Below are 19,095 nucleotides of genomic sequence, written 5' to 3'. Positions count from 1 at the left end.
TCGCGCGACTGCTTCGAGGCAACGCATTCGCGAGAAGGGACCGAGACGATGTCACGCAAAACACTGAGGCGGCGGGCGGTACGCAAGGCGAGGTCGTGGTTTCCCCGGCGGCGCCGCGGCATGGTGCTGCTGGTGGTGCTGAGCATGCTGGCGATCTTCACGCTGATCACGGTCAGCTTCGTGCTGATCGCCTCCCAAGGCCGCCGCACCGCCGTGGCCGCCGCCCGCGCCGATCGAACCAACAACACGCCGCAATCGCAGCTGCACGAAGCAATGCTGCAAATCATCCGCGGCACGCAAAACCCGCTCTCGGTATTGCAAACGCACAGCCTACTGGAAGACATGTACGGAAACGACGCAGTGACGGGCATGATCACCGACAACTTTCCGCAGCCGGTGACGAATGTTACGACGAGCGGCGTCATTCAGTTGGCCAATGTGGAGTTCGATCAGCAGTTCAATCAACCGGTGCCCACCGGCAACCAGCCGAACAATCCGAAGGATCCGTTCGCGATGTCGGCGCGATTGTACCGCTCGGGCTACTTCAGCGGCTGCGTGATTACAATGACCAGCGGGCCGCTGGCCGGCAAGAGCGCGCGAATCGTCGACTACGAGCCGAACGTGGTTAATCCCACGACATTGATTGGCCAATTGCAGATCACTTCGTTCGGTGGAAACCAGTTTCCGCAACAACGCGACCGCTTTGTCATCAACGGCCGCCCGTTCAACGGCGCCGGTTTTGGCATGGAGAATTTTGCGGCGCCGTCCGGCGCTGTCACTGTGCGACCGAACGCTGCTGGATTTCCGGGGCCTCTGTTGACCTATTCCGACGGGGATTTGTTGGGCGCTTATCCGGGCACCTCGTGGCCACGTGCGCTGCTGCCCAACCCGATTTTCGGTGCTCGAGACGGCAGCTACCACGCCGCTTCCGCCGACGCGACGATGCAGTTTCTCTATGATCCCGCGGGCCCCGGTGGCGCGGATGAAGCCTACGACGCGGCCGACTTCCAGAATCTGCATCTCGCCATGCACTACTGGGACACGACGGCCAATATGATGATCACGCGTTTGCCGTCGTTCCATCGCCCGGACTTGATCAACTGGTGGTCGCAGCAATTGCCGGTGAGCAATCCGCAGAAGCTCGATTTTCGCAGCGACACGGATGCCGCTTCGGTCATCAGCAAAATGCAAACCGAGCCGCACGTGTGGCGAAAAGCCATGATGCGGCCGACTCCATTCGATCACCCAAACTTCCCTGGCAACGACACGAACACGGGACCTGGTTTTCACCCACTCTGGGGCTACGGCACAGCGAACAACCCCGAGTGGGATGTCGACAACGACGGCGACGGCAAGCGGGACAGCGTCTGGGTCGATATGGGCATGCCGGCCCAGCCATCGGCCGACGGTCGGTGGTTCAAGCCGATGTTCGCCGTGTTGTGCGTCGACATGGACGGGCGCTTGAACCTCAACGCACATGGCAACCCGAATCATCTCGACCTCGCCGCCTATCAGTCCGGGACCGGTGCGACGCCGTTGTATGGACCGATTCCATCGGGAACGGCCGGAGCCTTGCAGCCAGGCGAGTTCTCTTTTGGGCAAGGCTATGGCCCGGCGGAAGTGAACCTGCGTCGCGCTCTGCCGGTAGTCAATGGCGTCGATTCGTACTTAACTTTGCTGGAAGGTCGACTGGTCAACGGCCAGCGATTTGAAGGGCGTTACGGCGAGGCACAGGGCGCCGCGGCGATTTCTAACAACAATATCCCGCGGCCCGGCTACACGGACGACACGTTTCGGGCTGCCGATGCTTACAACGTGCTCGCCAACAACATGCGTTTGACGGCGACGAATCTCGACCAGATGCAGATGCCGCGAAACTACGCGGTGGACGCTTTCTCGCCGTTGGCCAGTCGGACGAATTGGATGGTCGACGGTTTTGGCTCCTCGCCGGATCTGGATGGCGACGGCGTGCTGGTGCTCGACTATCGCGGCAATCCGTACTTGGCTTCCGTAACCTCCGTCGCCGGGCGCGGCGTGCATGGCGCCGGCGAGATCGGCGAAATGTTCAACGACCCGTATGAACTGGACTTGTCGCATCGCTCGAACAAGTGGGTCATGCAGGGGAGTGGCGCCTATCCGGCGATTTCGCCCATCGACGCGGCGTTCACTCCTGACGAGTTGGAACGCATCTTACGACGTTATGACGCCGACGCGGATTATGTGACCAACGGCTCGGCCAGCCCCGCCGTACAGATGAATAACACGCGGCTGACCTCGCTGATTCAGGAGGCGATGTACAACAATCCGCGCTTCAATACGCTGTTCACGACAGAAAGCTGGGACGTGCCAGCGGCCGGCGCAATGGTGGTTATCGACAACGTTGCATTGCGCAGCGTTCCACCAGCGCCGCCGACCAATGTGGCGGCGCCGTACAAAGTGCGGCGCGTGCAGAATCAGTCGATTCAAGACTTGCTCGTCGCACGCTTGGGCGCATCAGTGAACGTCAACGTCGCACTGCGTGAGCTATTGCCCCCCGAAGTGTTGGCCGGGCGCAAGATGGACTTGAATAGTCCGTTCGGCAATGGGCGGGACGACAATGGCAACGGCGTGATCGACGAGCCGAGCGAGACGCTATTGGAGACGGTCGTCGGCCCCGATCGTTCGTTCGCCAATCCCAATCGCCCGCCGAAGTTCGCCTGGCTGGACGCCGACAACGACGGCGTCAACATCGCTTCAAATACAGATGCGAGTTCGCCGCGCGGCAACGACCCGGATGAACTCAACGCGCGCATGGAGTACGCGAAGCACCTCTACGTGTTGATGATGTTGCTGGTGGACAACCAGTTTTACACGACTGATGGTTGGAACGACACGACGGGCGCTAACACGAAGTTGGAGGTTGCTCGTCGGATTGCCCAGTGGGTGGTCAACGTCGTGGATTTTCGTGATCGAGATTCGATCATGACAGGATTCGAGTTTGATCTCGATCCGTTCACGGATGATGTGCCGGACCCAAATAACAATCCGTGGGACGTCGACGGCGACCTCACCACGGACGAGGGCGCCAATATTCGCGAGATCGCCTGGGGCTGCGAGCGGCCGGAACTGCTGATTACCGAAACTATCTCGACGCACGAACGCCGCACGGCGGACGAAAGCGTCGGCGGGCTGAGGAGTGATAACCCAGCCGATCCCCACTACGACCAGATGGCGCGGCCGCGCGGGACCGTGGCGTTCGAGTTGTTCAATCCTGGCGGGCACTTCGAAGCGCCTGCACCCGAGGTTCACGGCATCGTCGGCGCCAACGACTTCGGCATCGACCTGGGCGCATTTTCGAAGCCTGATAGCGGCGGTCGAATGTCGCCGGTGTGGCGGGTCGTGACGCACAAACCTAGATTGGACGCCGGCAATGATCCCGATGAGTTCAAAGATCCGGATCGAGTCCACTATCGACCGATTTTGGCTGATAGCGACATCGGCAAGATCGCTTATTTCACGGTGGAGTCGAGTTCAAACCCAAATGTCATCGAGCCCCCTCACACGGGACAGCCGAAGTTTCATCGTGACAACGATCTGCCGGCGCCGGAGGTGATCCGGCCGGGCAGCTATGCGCTCGTCGCTCCGGCGGGACCGTGTGACGATCAGAATCGACCGAATACCAACGGGCCGTACTATCGCACTTATTTCGGCGAACGCTCGACCGCCAACGACGCAGGCGGGAAGAAGAACACCTATCCGTTCCACTTGCAACTCGCCTCTCCCGACGGCCGGATTGGCCCGTTCCGAGGAACGACTTTTGAATTGCCGACAGCGGCGAAATCGGTCATCGGCGTGGTGATCGAGCCGCGCGTCGTCGGCAACAACGTGGCGCGCTTTAGCGTGTCAGAGCCTGACGCCGGCTACAGCACGTTGACTCCCGTCACGATGGCGCCGCGGTCCGTGAACCAGTTTCATCCGGACGATTTCTTCTCCGCGCCGGAAGACGTGCCGATCGGGGCGACGCAACTGGAACGCAACGACTACGTTCCGGAAGGCAAATCGATGCTGTACCTGGAACGGCTTGCCGATCCGACCCGGCCGTGGAACCAACTCACCAATCCGTACTTGACGATTGATCGTGCGCCGCTGGACCTGCGCTCGTTCCGCGGCGAACCAGTAGTCGCGAACGCCGGAACGGAAGGCACAGCGCCCGTGGCCGACACCGCGCATTTCGACAGCTTCCGTCGCGGACTGATGCGCGGCGCGAATCAGCGCGCTGGCGTGCGAAACGTGTGGTCGTCGTGGGGAACGCCGGAAATCCATAGCGCGCCGGAAATGAACGGCGCCACGGGGACCTCGAATCCGTTGACCAAGAGCACGTTTGGTCATCTGAACGGGTTCTCCACACAGAACGAGGAATACGGGCCGGTGTTCCAAGCGAATGCCGCCGAGACGAATCCTGCCACGTCCACGCCATCGACTCCCAAATCAACCTACGACGGCGACATGTTCGTCGATCCTGCGCGCCCGGCAAAGCCCTGGCTGACCTGGAACAACCGACCGTTCGTTTCGCCGGTGGAACTGTTACTAGTGCCGGGTACGTCGCCGGCGGGATTGCTGATGGATCATGCGACGCGAGAAGCGTCCTTCGATCCCTACGCTCCGTCGACCGTCGATCCGCTCGACAACAGCCCGAACGCGGCGTTCCGCGACAGTTTCCGGCACTTGCTGAACTTCTTCAATTCCGCGAGCCCCGCGCCGGGCCGAGCGCGCGGCAAGGCGCCAGAGCTATATCGGTTGTTCGACTTCGTCGAAGTGCCGTCGCGGTTCGCCGGCACCTATGACATGCTCGATCCTGCGGAATTCAGCGGCGGCAATAACCACTATTTTCACCCGCCGTACAACAAGGTTTCGCGCTATCGCGAACCAGGTAAGATCAACTTAAATACCGTCTATGACCCGGCGGTTTTCGAAGCTCTGATGGACGGCGTCTTTAGCTATGCACCGACCGGAAGTCGTTGGGCGGACTTCGTGCAGTCGCGACGCGGGTATTCATTCTCTGCGGATATTGGACATATGTCCAACGCGCATCCGACCGTGTTCGCGAATCCTTTCCGGCCGGCCGGCGCTTTTCCATTCGTGCCCACCGACGGATTGATGACGTTGAACGTAAAGAATCAGCCGATCAATGTCACAATCATGCGACAACAACCTTCTGGGCCAGGAGGGTCGGCGTCGAATGAGCCGCTCTTTGCCGCGCCTATTTTGTCAACTCCATTGCCCCACAATGATCCCGAGCGCAACCCTTATTTTTATTACGCCGGCATGCAGAAGATCTACAACAGCGTGACCACGCGTTCCAATGTGTATGCGGTTTGGGTGACGGTGGGGTATTTCGAAGTGACGCCGGTGCCGATCGATCCAACGCGATATCCGGATGGTTGGCAGTTGGGCGCGGAGTTGGGGACCGATACCGGGGAGATTGAGCGGCATCGCGCGTTCTATCTTTATGACCGCACGATTCCGGTCGGCTTCCAACGTGGCGAGACGCTGAACGTCGAGGACGGCCTGCTGATTCGGCGGTACATCGAGTAGGCAACGCGAGATTCGGAAGTAGGAACTCGGAACGTCGTTGACCGCGATGGTTCCGAGTTCCGCGGACTGAGTTCTTCGTTTCCTGTTCAGACTTTTCTGCCCAGCTCCCAGCCGTGGTTGGTGAGGAGAAACTGCTCGCGCGATTCCGAGCGGAGCAATTGCAACTCCACCAGATGGTGCAGGGCCTGCACGTACTGACCGGCGATGTCCCGGTCGTGCGGGTCGTGAAATGCACGCAATTTCGTGCGGACGGCCGGTCCGCGGGTATCGGCCTTGGCAAACAAGGCGAGCTGCCCGCCGTTACTACGCGCGGCCTTCAGGAGGTCGCGTTCCAGATCCGAGAGTTCCTCAAGTTCGATGTGCATGGCGACACGCAGATGAGAAAAGAGAAGCGGTTGCTCCGAGAAGAGGCGATGACGAGATTAGGCAATTCCGATTCAAATCGCGACGCGGATGAATGACGAATTTCGAAATCCGTCATTCATCATCCTCCCCTCTGTGTCTCCGTGACTCCGTGGTGAATTCTTGCTAGACCGCGGCTGGCACGCGTTTGGCGTCGAGGGATGGCCATTCGACGTCGATGCGCGTGTAAAGTCGTTCGGCGACTTCGCCGCAATCTCCATAACCGCGCGAGAGGAGCGTTGCCACGCGTTCCAAGGGCAAGCGTTCGGCCTCGTAAAACAGCACCAGGTCGCCGGATGGATTCGGCACCACGGTGGCGATTTCGCCCACGGCTTGTTGCATGGCTGATGCGAAACGGTTGGCGGCTTCGCCTGCCGGTGCGGCCAGGAACAGTCGCTTCGCTCCGCCGACGGCGAGCACGCCAGGCGTCGCGAGCGCGGACCATTGTTGCAGTTGCTCGGCGAGCTCCGCTTCTTCGGGATACGCTTCGACCAACACCTTCGCCACGTCGAATTCCGACAGCGCTCGCAATACGCTCCGCCGCGCTTCGGCCAACAAGATACCGGGCAAGCGTGGGCGCAAATCGCGTTTTTCGAGCGACGCCCGGACTCCACCCACCGCGTTCAGGTAGCGCTCGCGGATATCGGCGTCGAATTGTTCGGTGAGCTTCGTCAAGCGATGACGAATGTAGTCGTTGGCGGCGACGCGCACGGCCGCCATTGGGCCGGACAACGCGCCCGCGTCTACCGCGGCTGGCGTGGCGTCGAAGGCGGCCGACAACTCGTTGAGATCTTTGCGCAACGATTTGAGCTGATCTTGCGCCGAGGTCACTCGGGCGAGCAACTGACGCACCAGCAGATGGAGGCCGGAGAGGCCCACTTCGCGCAAGCGAATTTCGAAGTATTCGCCCAATCGGACCATCGGTTGGTCGAGCAACGTGCCGGCTTTGGTTTTACCTTGCGCGGCCGGCGACGTGAGCGTTTGCTGAATGAGCAGGTCCCACGGCTCCATCTGGGCACGCAGCATCTGCACTTGTTCGACGACGCGCTGTTCGCAGGCGCTCAGATGGCGATGGAACCAGTCGATCGCCTGCTCGGCGCCACGAGCGCCCACGCCAGGCGATTCAGCCAATCCGGTGAGCCACTGCTGCAGCGCCTGGCCGCGATGCGTGGCGAACTGCGACATCTGCGCTTCGACGGCGCGAGTCAGCGTGACGGCGTTCTCGTCGACGGCCTCCGCCGATTTGCGGTTGCCTAGCACGGCATTGATCGCCTGATAAGCGCGCCGGATGCGCATCAGCGGTTCCGACGCGGCGCCGGTTTCCGAGGCGTTTAGCCGCTCGACGGTGTTGCGCCAGTAGGCCGCGCGGTCGCCACCCAAGGTACGATCGATCGATTGAATCACCGCTGCGCAAAGCTGATCGTACTCCACTTCGTGCTGTTTCGCATGCTCGGCGCATGTGCTACTGAGCGTGTCTTCGGCAGCGACGGGCTTTTCCGCGTCCGGCAGCCGAAATTCCAGCAACGAATTCGCACGCGCCTCGCGCGTGGGCGTGGTCTCGCCGCGCCAATAGCGCACCAGGCTCGAACACAGCTTTTCGGCGAGCACGCTCGGCAACGGCCCCTGCGCAGCGCCAATCTGCGTCACGCCAAACGACCGAAGTCGATTGCGATGCGATCGCAAGCTCGTGCTCGAAGCCGACTCCATGCGGGATTGATCCAGCAAAGCGCCGGACAGCGTGGCGACATCCTGGTACAGGTACTCCGCCACGGCGTCGGTCGCGTTCTCGTAGTCCTGTTCGTTGATCCGTTCGCCTAGATTCACCAAATACGTTGGCGGCAGCAACGCCGCTTGCCCTTGGAACGCCGGAATCTTCAACGCCAACTCGCCCGGGTAGTGGCCGCGGCCGCAATGCGAAAGTTCCGTCAGGAACGCGCGGGCGTTCGCGGCCGCCAATTCCTTGTTGCGCGATCGCATACCGGTGGCATGCATGAACACGGAGCAAAGGCCGTCTTCGCTCAGATGCAACTCGTGAATCAACACCCGCAGCATGTACATGACGTCGATCGCACAACCGCCGCCGGTGCCGCCGGAGATCGACGATAATAGGATGATCCGCGGCCGAGGATCGCGGCACTTCCATCCGGTGCGTTCGGCGAATTCGTCGGCGACGGCGGGATCGGCAATCCGCGTAAGTTGCGTACGCAACAGCTCACGCAATTTCGCGCCATGATCGACAAACGCCAGGCGACCCAAGGGGCGCAGGCCCTCGGTTTCGAGCGAGCGCGGAATATTGTAGAGCCAGCGTCGGCTCAGCCATTGCAACAGCTTGGTGGAATCGGCGCGATAGTCTTCCGGCTTCCGCAACGGCATGGCGAAGGTGTCGGCGACTTCAAGCGATACGCCCTTCTCCGCGTCGGCAGCCTCATCAAAGGCCCGTACATCGGTATCGATCAACAACGTACGCAGCGCTGGCAGCGCGCGGAGGTCGCCAAAGCGGTCGTAGAGCCGGCGCCGCAATCGGGCGAACACATGCGCAGCGCCGCCGCCGATGCCGACGACCAACGTCGGACGAAAGCCCTGTTCAGCGGTGGCAACGTCCAGCGGCGGAAGGTTCTCTACTTCTACCGGCGTGAGGTCGATTTCGTCCCATTCCCGGTCCTCGATCTGCGGCAGCGACGTATCGCCCACGATTTGCGTACGCGACGCGGTGACTTGCGGCGTCGATTTGGCCGCAGGCAACTGCGTGCGGGAGCAAGTCGACGAATCCATACCTGGCTCGTCGGCCGGCGCGGATTCAGCGAGCGGCGTCGCAGCGACGGCCGCGGCGCGGGCCTTGGGGGCCACGATCAGCAAATCGATCAGCTCGCGGCAACTGGGAAAACGATGGTTGGAGACTTTCGAGAGCGCGCGCTCGATCACCGCGCGGTCGTGCGGCGGTAGCGACGCCAACCTCGGCGGGCTCTGCAAGTGCTGCGTGGCCAACTGCGCAGCCGTCTTACCAGGAAATGGCAGCACGCCGGTCAGCATTTCCTGATAGACAATCGCCAGGCTGTATTGATCGCTGTACTCGCCCGGGCGGTCGTCGAACACTTCGGGCGGAGCATAGACCGGCGTCATGCCGCCCATCAACGAAGCTTCGGTGACGCCGATGTCCTTCACGAGGCCGAAGTCGGCGACTTTGACGCGTCCGCCCAGTAGCAGCAAGTTTTCCGGCTTCACGTCGAGGTGCTGCAGCGAATGGCTGACGCGCATGAAGTCGAGCGCGTCCGCGGCGTCACCCAGATAGATGAGCAACTCTTCGCGCGGAATGCCCGGCAGGCGCTCGGCGCGGCACTGCTCGAAGCGATCCTTCAGGCTCATTTCGGCCAATTCGGTGACGATCATCAACTGACCGTCGACGACTTCGATGCGCTCGATCGACAGCAAGAACGGATGGCGCACCTGCTTGATGCGGTTCAGCGCCTTGAGTTCCCGCGACGCGCGGTCGTCGTCGAGATATCCGTAGACGAACTTGATCGCCTTCACCAGGCCGCCAGGCACTTCGGCGGTCCAGACCTCGCCATAGCCGCCCGCGCCCACGCGCTCTTTGACGGTGTATCCGGCGATCGGTTCAGATGAACGTAGGGAAGGCATGGTCCCGGTCGCGATGTGGTGCTGGTTCAATCGGACGGCGCGCGCCGCATACTATTGCGGAGCATTCGTGCGTCGTCACAGGTTGCCGAACGTTGTTTCGCTGCTGTCTGCTTCTCATTCACCGCGCTGACTTGACGATTAAACGCCGCTCAAGGCGTGTTCCCGCAGCTCGCAAAGCGGCGCCGGAGCGCCGATCAGAAAGCCCTGGGCATAGCCGCAGCCGAGGCCGCGGCAGTTTTCCATGTCTTGTTCGTTGTCGACGCCCGTGGCGATGACCTCGGCGCCGATCTCGCTCGCCGCTTGCACGACGAATTCCACCTGTCGCAATCGGTCCGCGCCGCGATGCACGCCTTGCAACATCGTGCGATCGAGCTTGAGAAAATCAGGCGGCAGATCCTTGAGCTCGGCAATCCGCGCTCGACCCGAGGCGACGCCTTCATACGCGAGCGCCACCTGGCGCGCCGAAAGCCAGGATCGCAAGACCGTCAGATCGGCCGCGGTTTCCACTGCCCGTTCCGGCAGCTCTAAGACCAATTGCCAGCCCTTGGCCAAGGCTTCGAGCAATTGCTCCAGATGTTCCTTCAGGCACGGCGCTTCGATGTCGGCGGCGTCGAGGTTCAGGAACAGCCGCGCCGGCCGTGAAAGTTGATGTGTCTCTTCGGCCGCCGTGAGACGCTGTAGGCTGCGGGCGCGGCGGGCCAACTCGCAATCGAACGCGGTGACCCGGCCCGCCGGGAAACGCGGATCGAAGACGTGATAGCCGAACAGATCGCCAGTTGCGACCTCGACGATCGGATGGAACAGATTGTTGATCGCACGCAACGACACGATCTCTTGCCACGTGCGGACCTCGCCGATGAGTTGCGTATCGCCGGCGTTCTCGGCGCGCGCAGGCTTGGCCGCCGGCGCGGCGCCTTGCATGACGCAGGTCGCGGTCACCTGACCGTTGACGTCGCTGCCGGTGAAGAACGTGTATTCCGTATCGGCGATGACCACGATGTCTCCATCGTTGATCTTGGATTCGTCGATCCGCTTGCCGTTCAGGAAGGTGCCATTCGTGCTGCCGAGATCACGAATATAATAGTCGGCGCCTTCACGACGGATCGCGGCGTGTTCGCGCGACACGCGTCCGGAGTCGATATGCAATTCGCACGACTCGTTCCGGCCCATCGTGAAGGGGAACGTATCCACCGGAGTCTTTTCCGGCGCGCTGCCGTCAATCGGCAGATACTCCAGCCACGCCCCGACGGCGTCCTTGGTCATCACCTGCGTTCGCATAGTTCACTCGAAGTGGACGAAACGTCGCTCATTCAACAACTCTGGTGCGCGGGACCTATCGCCACCCCTGGTCGCAATACGTCCGCAAGGAAAGCCTAGCATTGATCCGTTTCCCGGGCGGCGTGCGCGGCATTTCTGCGGGAGAGATTGTTGACATGTACGGAGTGCAGCATCGCCCGCCGATCAACCACTGCGACCGGACTCCCTCGCGCATTCCGCAGCATCGCCAATGTTGACATAACTCCGTCAGGCGGCATTGTCCTGTGAAATGGAATTCAACTGGCCGCCAGCGCATAGGAACGAGCGTCGGGACGTTTCTTGGCGTAGAGTTTTTCTACGGAGCCGTTTTCAGACTTTTCCCAGCGACGCGCCGTCGCGACGCATTGTGCGACGCCACGAACGACTCGCGATCCAGGGTTTGACCCTTCGATGAACTCGCAAGAGCCTAGGCCGTTGCGGGCGCTGGTAGTATCCGGCGACCGCCCCATGTTGCGGCACATTTCCCAGTTCCTGTCGGCCTTCGAATACGAGGTCTGGCAAGCGGAAGGGAAGGAGGGGGGGCAAGCTCTCTGCGAAGCGGTCGAGCCCGAGTTCGTGCTGCTCGACGCCTCGCGGACCACGACTGAACAACTCGATACCTGCCGCGCGCTCAAGGGCACGCTGCCACATCGCAGTCCGATTATCTTCTGGCTCTCCGCGCCGCTCGCGGCGCTGGAAATGACGGAAGTCCTGGAAGCGGGCGCCGACGATTTTCTCGCCAAGCCATTAGTCTACGGCGAAGCGCTCGCCCGCTTGCGTGCGGGGGCGCGACTCTTGGAGCATCGCCGCCGTTCGCGCGGACAAGGCCGTCTCGACCCGGAGACCGGCGTGTTGAGCGCCGCGGCGTTTAATCGCTTGCTTTCCTCCTCCTCCATGTCCGGCAGCCGCCGCGCTGGGGCGGCCTGCGTGGTGGCCGACGTCGATGCCTTTGGCCGCTTCGCACGACGGTCTGGTCGAAAGTCAGCCGAAGATTTATTGCGCGAGATTGCCCGCAAGCTCGTAGAAGTCGCCACCGACGCCGTGCCGATCGCCCGTTGCGGCGAGAATCGCTTCGTCTTCCTGTTGCGTCAAAAGAGCGAACCGGAAGCGGCGACATTCGCCGAAAAGCTCCGCCAGACGGTCGCGGCCACGACCTTCAAATGCGGCGGCGAGCCGGTTCACGTGACGATCAGTTGCGGCGTCGCTTCAGCCGCCGACGAACCTGGCAAGACCTTCGAGCGCCTGGAAACCGCGTTGCGCGGCGCGAAAGCTTCTGGCAGAAATTTTGTCGCCCGTTACGGACAATTCGACGACGAGACCCGTTCGTGGAGCACGTTGGCACAGCCCGGCAAGTTGCTGGAAACCACGACCGCGCGACACATCATGACGCCGTGCGCGTTCCTGCTGAACGCCGACGACACCGCACGCCAGGCGAAGCTGCTATTGGAAAACGCGCATCTCGCCGAACTGCCTGCGGTGGATGGTCGTGGCAAACTGCTCGGCGTCGTACAAGCCGAGCGGCTCGGCCATGGACATGCGCCTGGGCCGGACGACGCGACGCTCGTGGCCGACATCCTGGAGCGCAACGTCGCCACGTTCGACGAGGCCACGCGGTTCAGCACGGTGATGGATTTCTTCTCACGCGATCCGCGTCCGGTGGCCGTGGTCTTGCATCAGGATCAACCGGTGGGCATCCTTTCGCGCAACAGCATTCTGGCCCTGAGCCGGCCGTTGAAATCGAATACTTTCAACACTCGGATGCAACCGAGCATCGACAGCGGGTATCTCGTCGTGCCGGACCTGGTGCCGGTCGGCGAGGCCTAAACGGCTTGGCGATGCACCGCCGCTGCGACTAAAAATCCATCTGCATCCGGGCCGCGTAGATCCCCGTTTCGCTGTCGCCGAACGTGGGATTGTCCAGGAACGCGTGGATGTAGTTCAACTGGACCTTGGCGTAGGCGTTCATGTACCAATTGATCCCGGCCGTGAGGTCGGTCAATTGGCCCCCTTGAACCGTGTCATCGTTGAGATCGATCCACGACCAACGCGCCGCCACTTCCCAGGCGCCAAGCCCCGTGCAGATGCCGCGGTTTGTGCGCACGCGGAAAAAATCCTCAAACGGCTTCACGCGATCGACCGCGCCGATGGTGCGGTCATACGGACGATGCTCACCGGTTAGGAAGTACCCGACTTGCGAGTACGCACCGGGAAAAGTCACGTTCGAGCCGTTGATGCGATCGACCGAGGCGAACATCGCCTCCGTTTGCCATGAGAGCGGCCCATGCACCCACAGGCATTCCGCCCCGAAACGATTACTGATTGTCGTGGGAATGTTGCCGGTGTCGACAAAGAAGTGCGTACCGTTCGCTGCACCCGGCACGGCGACCTGGCTGGTGCCCACCGCGCCCGGCGCGACTTCGCCCACAAAGAATTCCGGAATCGTCGCAAAGCGTGTAACGTCGTTGTCGGGATCCTGAAGAAAGTAGCCGCCGCCGACGTGCAAGTAGTAACGTCCGCCTGATGGCTCGTCGTACCACGGAAGATACGTCGCCCGCGCGGCCATCGATACGCCGCCGTTGTCGCCAATGTCGCCGCCGAACTGATCCTGTCCGGAACGGAACACGCTCGCCGCCCAGGTGGCGCTTTGCGCTTCGTTGTGGTTGTAGAAGCCAATGCCCAGGTGCCGGAAAGGCGTGAAGGGCTGGAACAACAGCGACCGTTCCATGAAGGTTGTGTAGCGGAAGCTGCTGACGACTTCCAAGCTGAAGGGCTGCTTCCACTGGCCGACGCGGACCGTACCCAGGTAGGGCAAGTGCGTCGTCTCCACCCAGACGTCGGTAAAGGTCGGCCGTCCGAAGAACCCGAAGTCCATTTGGACCATGTAGTTCATGTTGTTGGCGATGGCGCCTTTTCCATTGAGCCGAACGCGGCGGAAATCGGCGCCGTCCTGGAGATCGCCGACAGACGCGAGGCTCGCCGCGTCTTGATCAAAGGCGCCGGTGTCGGCCTGAAACACGCCGTTCACGGTCACGTTCGGATACTTAATCGTTTTCGCGTCATCCTGGAGTTTCTTGACCGACGCGGCAAGGGATTCCAACTCCACCGGCGGGGCGGCCGCGGCCGGCGCCGGCGTTTGGAGCGAAGCGGGATACGCGGCGGGCAACCGCTCCACGCTGATCATCGCCTGCGTCTCGGCAAGCTCTTGCTCCACCGAAGCCAGCCGCCGGCAGAGGGTGTCGTACTGCTCAAAGGTGATTGGCTGTTGCGCCGACGCCAACGGCGCCGTCCCTGCCAGTACGAGCAGCGCAGGTGCGATCAATGCAATTCGTAGGTACATTCGGACTCCGCCCTGCAATCGGTTCGATTGATTCGTCCGCTATTCTGATCGGCAACGCCACGGTGCAGGCGTGCGGCTGCGTTCATTAAAAGCGTGTCATCTAGCACGCCAAGCTGGTAAACTGTGCGCCCTGGGGCGTGGTTGGCGCACAAGTCGCGCGACTACGTCGACCTTGACGGCATCACGAGGAGTCCGACGGAATGAAGGCCGCAGCCGTGTCCAAGAAGCTGACAAATTGCGTTCGAATTGCGCTGTGGAGCGCAGTGGCGTTGGCAGGGGCTTTCGCGTCCTCTGTAGTTGCCGCTACGCCCATCGAAATGACGCTGCCGGAGGGGTTCACAGCGGAATTGGTCGCTGGGCAACCACTCGTCCAGCATCCGCTGATGGCCTGCTTCGACGACCGAGGGCGACTCTACGTCAGCGACGCCGCTGGCGTGAACCTGGATGACAAGGAGTTGGACGCGCAACTCCCCAACGGCATCCGGCGGTTAGAGGACACGGACGGCGACGGCCGCTTTGATCGCTCGACCGTGTTCGCCGATCGCATGACCTTTCCGAACGGCGGCGTTTGGCACGGCGACTCGCTGTACGTCGCCAGCGCGCCTTATATCTGGCGGCTGCGCGATCGTGATGACGACGGGGTCGCCGAAGAGCGCACGCAATTGGTGGGCAAGTTCGGTTACATCGGGAACGCGGCCGACATTCACGGTTGTTTTATGGGACCGGAAGGCCGCCTCTGGTGGTGCGATGGAAGGCACGGGCACGAAGTCCACGACGCGGCAGGCCAATTGATTTCCAAGGGCGAAGCGGCCCGCATTTTCTCCTGTAAACTCGATGGCTCCGACCTGCGCACGCACAGCGGCGGCGGCATGGATAACCCCGTGGAGATCGACTTCACGCGCACCGGCGATGTGCTCGGCACGGTGAACTTGTTCTATCAGACCCGCGGTGATTGCCTCGTGCATTGGTTGCACGGCGGAGTGTATCCGCGCGACGACCAGCCGCAATGCCTGGCGGAGTTCCGCCGCACCGGCGAATTGTTACGTCCGGTGCTCGACTATGGGCACATCGCCGTGTCAGGGATGACGCGCTATCGCGGCCGTTCCCTCGGCGATGAGTACGCCAACGGTTATTTCGTGTGTGAGTTTAACACCCACAAAGTCAACTTTACGCGCGTCATGCCCGAAGGCGCCACGTTCGTCGCAGAGCGCCACGATTTCTTGAGCACGGAACATATCGATTTCCATCCCACGGACGTGCTGGAAGACGCCGATGGAAGTTTGCTTGTCATCGACACCGGCGGCTGGTTCCGCTACGGCTGTCCCACGTCGCAAGTCGCCAAGCCGGAAATCGCCGGCGGCATCTACCGTATTCGCCGATCCGGCGCGGCCGCCGTACAAGATCCGCGAGGACTTGGTCTGGATTGGAAGTCCCTGTCGAACGAAGCGCTTTCCGCGCTACTGAGCGACGAACGCCTCGCCGTTCGCGAACAAGCGCAATCGCTGCTCGTGGAACACGGCTCAGCGGCGATCGCGCCTCTGTCGACGGCAATGCACGGGCAGGACGACGAGGCCGCGATCTTGGCGCTCTGGGCGCTCCATCGCATCGACACGACCGAGTCGCTCGCCGCAGTGAGGTCACAACTCATTGCATCCAGCGCGGAACTCCGCCAAGCCGCGGCGCGTGGCGTCGGCGAATCGCGCGATGCGGCGGCCGCTGGATCTTTGCTGGCGTTACTGACGGATGAAAACCCGTCCGTCCGACGAGTTGCTGCCGAAGCTCTGGGACGCTGCAGCAGTTCCGATGCCACGCCGCAATTGCTGGACGCCATCGCGGGGGCCATGGATCGGGCCGAGGAACACTCAGCCATTTTTGCCCTGATGGAAATCGCCGATGTGCCGGCGCTCGCGTCCGGCGTGCGGCATCCGCAACCTGCGGCGAGTCGCGCGGCGCTCCTGGCGCTCGATCAAATCGCTCCACAGGCCGTGGTGCGCGACGACGTTTTGGCGCTGCTTGGGTCGTCGGATCCGCAAACCGTGCAGACCGCGATGGAAGTCATTGCTCAGCGGCCGCAGTGGACCGAAGAAATGCCCGCATTCTGGCGTCGCTGGCTGGCGCAACCGTTCGATCAAGGACGCGGCGAGTGGCTGCTCGGAGCGCTGCGCTCGTTCGCGAATGATCCCCGCACGCAAGAAGTGATTGCTGAGTCGCTAACTTCCGGCGATTCCTCGACGGAAGTGCGACGACTGCTGCTGCGGGCGATCACCACGAGCGAGCTATCGCCCCTGCCGGAATCGTGGATCGCTGCGCTGAGCATTGGCTGCAATGGCTCGTCTGGCGAACTGCGGTCGGAGTTCCTTCGCGCCGCCGCGACAGCTCGCGATCTGCGCCTATTGGCGGCGCTACGCACCACGGTCGATGCCCATCCGCACCAGGCCATGGCGATCGCGGGACTCGCAGGGTTGGGGCAAGAACTCTCGGACCGAAATTGGAACACGCTGATCTCGGCGTGGCGCTCCTCGCTCGAAGAAGGCGAACGCGAAACGTTCACGATTTCGATCGCCCGCGCGCAGGCCAGTGAAGCGCAGTTGATGGAATTGGCGGCGGCACTGGTTGATGCGCAACCGTTGGAGCTGGCGACCTTGCTGACCGCGTTTCGGGCAAGCGATTCCAGCGCTGTCGGTCATGCGGTCAGCGCCGCGTTAACCGCTCATCCGGGAACATCGCTCGTCGGTTACGCCGAGCTACGTGGCGCTTTCGCAAACTTTCCGGCGGACGTGCGCGAGTCCGCGGCGGCGCTCCTGGCGGCGCGCGAAGTTGTCTCCGCCGATCAACAGGCGAGACTCGCTCAGTACGAGATGCGCAATGAGCACGGCGATGTCGCGCGCGGTCGCGACCATTTCTTCGGAACCAAGGCGGGCTGCGCCGCCTGCCATCGCGTGGCGACGCGCGGAGGGCAGATCGGCCCAGATCTGACGCAGATCGGGAGAATTCGCACGCGGCGCGACTTGGGCGAGTCCATCTTGTATCCGAGTCTTACGCTCGCGCGCGGCTACGATACGCTGTTCACCGTCACCACGTCCGCGGGGTTGACGCACAGCGGATTGCTGGAGCGCGAGACCGCGGACGCGATGCACCTGCGCACTGCCCAGCGCGAGCTATTGCGAGTGCCGCACGCGGAAGTCGAAGAGCGCGTGCCGAGCAAGACTTCGATCATGCCGCAAGGCTTCGACGAACTGTTGTCCGACGAGGAACTGGACGATCTGGTGGCGTTTCTATTGAGCTTGAAGTGACTCAGCCGGACGCCGTCGTCGCAAACCGCAGTTGCGCGTCCTCGGGTTCCAGAATGGGCTGCTGGTAGAACTGCAACAACATCGCTACCAGCTTGCGGCGATCTACCGGTTTGGTGAGATACTCGCTGCAGCCCGCCGCGAGGCACTTGCCGCGATCGTCCGCCATGGCGTGCGCCGTCAGCGCAATAATCGCGCCGGTGTAGCCCTCGGCGCGGAGTTGCTTCGTCGCCTCGTAACCGTCCAGGATCGGCATCTGCATGTCCATCAGCACGATGTCGATGCGACGCCCTTCGCGCTGCTCGATGCGCATCGCTTCCAGGGCCGTTTGGCCGTTCTCCACAACTTCCACGCTGGCCGCGGCGCGGCGCAGCAGGTGGCTGATCAGTCGTTGATTGTCCACGCCGTCTTCGGCCAACAGCACTCTGCACCCTGCTAGCGGCGCGACGGCCGTCGAGCGCCGCGGTGCGCTCGCGCCCTCTTGATCCTCCAACAAAGTCGGCGCCACGAGCGGCGTATCGGCAGATACGCCGTGCGACACCGTTAACCGGAAGCGCGAACCGTGATCGACGACGGATTCGACGACTTCGACGTCGCCGTCCAGCAATTCGGCGAGCCGCTTGCTGATCGCCAGTCCAAGCCCGGTGCCTCCATACTTGCGCGTCGTCGAGGCGTCCCCCTGCGTAAACGGGCAGAACAGTTGTTCGATTTGATCCTGCGGAATGCCCGGACCGGTATCGATCACGTCAAATTCCAGACGCGGCTTGGGCTCTGCCCGGAATCGCGTGACGAGTTCCACCGATCCTGCGGACGTGAATTTGACGGCGTTGCCCACCAGGTTCACCAGAATCTGCCGCAGCCGCGTGGGGTCGGATTGAATGTGCCGCGGCAACAGCCCCTCGAACGACGCTGCGAGCGCAATCCCCTTCGCCGCGGCGCGAGGGCGCATCATCAACAGCAGGTCGTCGACAAGCTGTTGCGGCGAGCAATTGATCGACTCGACTTTCATCATCCCGACTTCGATCTTGGAGAGATCGAGAATCTCGTTGATGATGCTCAGCAGATGCTCGCCATTGCGACGAATCGTACGCAGCGCGTCGGAGCGGCGAGTTTCGTCCTGCGCCAGGTCGAGGTCGTCCAATAGCAGGTCGGAGTAGCCCAGGATCGCCGTCATCGGGGTGCGAATCTCGTGACTCATGTTCGCGAGGAATTCGCTCTTCGTGCGGTTGGCCCGTTCGGCCTTTTCGAGAGCTGTCTGGAGCGATCCCTCGATGCGTTTGAGCGCCGTGACGTCCTCGTTGAACATCAAGATGCCACCGACGCGGTCTTCCGCGTCGTACCAGGGACGCACTTCCCACCGTAAGTGTTGATCCTCGTCCCAGCCCGCTGGTCGCCACACGTCGCTGTCGCAGCGCTCAACCTGACCGGCCAACGCGCGCGCGTGAATAGCCCGCCAGCGTTCCGGAATATTGGGAAATACGTCGTAGTGACTGCGACCGACGACGACTTCTTCGTCGAGGTGGTAGTCCGCCAGCCAGCGCCGACTGACGGCGATGTAAT

Annotated in this window: 8 protein-coding genes; 3 read left to right on the top strand and 5 right to left on the bottom strand. The window is 62.2% G+C overall.

Translation table 11 applies throughout. From position 1 onward, the window contains the following. Positions 1–48: 48 nt before the first annotated feature. Entirely contained in the window at positions 49–5,574 is a 5,526-nt protein-coding gene (locus SGJ19_11550; protein MDZ4780879.1) for a hypothetical protein, read from the top strand. Between the two features lie 86 nt (positions 5,575–5,660). Here the strand turns inward: SGJ19_11550 and SGJ19_11545 are convergent, their stop codons facing one another. The 3 genes from SGJ19_11545 to SGJ19_11535 all read right to left on the bottom strand — a co-directional run bounded on the left by SGJ19_11545 (position 5,661) and on the right by SGJ19_11535 (position 10,890). Next, positions 5,661–5,939 (bottom strand): hypothetical protein, encoded by a 279-nt coding sequence (locus SGJ19_11545; protein MDZ4780878.1) that lies wholly within the window; start codon positions 5,937–5,939, stop codon positions 5,661–5,663. Positions 5,940–6,102: 163 nt separating this feature from the next. Then, positions 6,103–9,612: a tubulin-like doman-containing protein gene (locus SGJ19_11540; protein ID MDZ4780877.1), complete on the bottom strand. Its 3,510-nt coding sequence runs from the start codon at positions 9,610–9,612 to the stop codon at positions 6,103–6,105. Between the two features lie 138 nt (positions 9,613–9,750). After that, complete coding sequence (locus tag SGJ19_11535; protein ID MDZ4780876.1) at positions 9,751–10,890, bottom strand: EAL domain-containing protein; 1,140 nt, start codon at positions 10,888–10,890, stop codon at positions 9,751–9,753. Between the two features lie 486 nt (positions 10,891–11,376). On the opposite strand from SGJ19_11535, the gene SGJ19_11530 reads away from it, so the two are divergent. Beyond that, positions 11,377–12,732, top strand: coding sequence for a diguanylate cyclase (locus tag SGJ19_11530; protein MDZ4780875.1), 1,356 nt, complete (start codon positions 11,377–11,379; stop codon positions 12,730–12,732). Positions 12,733–12,760: 28 nt separating this feature from the next. Here SGJ19_11530 and SGJ19_11525 read toward each other — a convergent pair whose 3' ends face one another. Further along, complete coding sequence (locus SGJ19_11525; protein ID MDZ4780874.1) at positions 12,761–14,245, bottom strand: porin; 1,485 nt, start codon at positions 14,243–14,245, stop codon at positions 12,761–12,763. A 200-nt stretch (positions 14,246–14,445) separates the two neighbouring features. Here SGJ19_11525 and SGJ19_11520 point away from each other — a divergent pair, with 200 nt between their 5' ends. After that, positions 14,446–17,538, top strand: coding sequence for a PVC-type heme-binding CxxCH protein (locus tag SGJ19_11520; protein ID MDZ4780873.1), 3,093 nt, complete (start codon positions 14,446–14,448; stop codon positions 17,536–17,538). Position 17,539: 1 nt separating this feature from the next. Here the strand turns inward: SGJ19_11520 and SGJ19_11515 are convergent. Next, positions 17,540–19,095 (bottom strand): ATP-binding protein (locus tag SGJ19_11515; GenBank protein MDZ4780872.1); only part of this gene is annotated, 1,556 nt, incomplete at its 5' end.

It is taken from the genome of Planctomycetia bacterium (assembly GCA_034440135.1).
Classification (GTDB): Bacteria; Planctomycetota; Planctomycetia; order Pirellulales; family JALHLM01; genus JALHLM01.
Note: the sequence above shows the minus strand (reverse complement) of the source record. Positions and strands in the feature narration are given on the sequence as shown.

Bases quoted from the DNA above. Each gene is read 5' to 3' on its own strand.
- SGJ19_11535 (MDZ4780876.1), bottom strand. From the start codon at position 10,890: ATGCGAACGCAGGTGATGACCAAGGACGCCGTCGGGGCGTGGCTGGAG.
- SGJ19_11540 (MDZ4780877.1), bottom strand. From the start codon at position 9,612: ATGCCTTCCCTACGTTCATCTGAACCGATCGCCGGATACACCGTCAAA.
- SGJ19_11550 (MDZ4780879.1), top strand. From the start codon at position 49: ATGTCACGCAAAACACTGAGGCGGCGGGCGGTACGCAAGGCGAGGTCG.
- SGJ19_11530 (MDZ4780875.1), top strand. From the start codon at position 11,377: ATGTTGCGGCACATTTCCCAGTTCCTGTCGGCCTTCGAATACGAGGTC.
- SGJ19_11520 (MDZ4780873.1), top strand. From the start codon at position 14,446: ATGAAGGCCGCAGCCGTGTCCAAGAAGCTGACAAATTGCGTTCGAATT.
- SGJ19_11525 (MDZ4780874.1), bottom strand. From the start codon at position 14,245: ATGTACCTACGAATTGCATTGATCGCACCTGCGCTGCTCGTACTGGCA.
- SGJ19_11545 (MDZ4780878.1), bottom strand. From the start codon at position 5,939: ATGCACATCGAACTTGAGGAACTCTCGGATCTGGAACGCGACCTCCTG.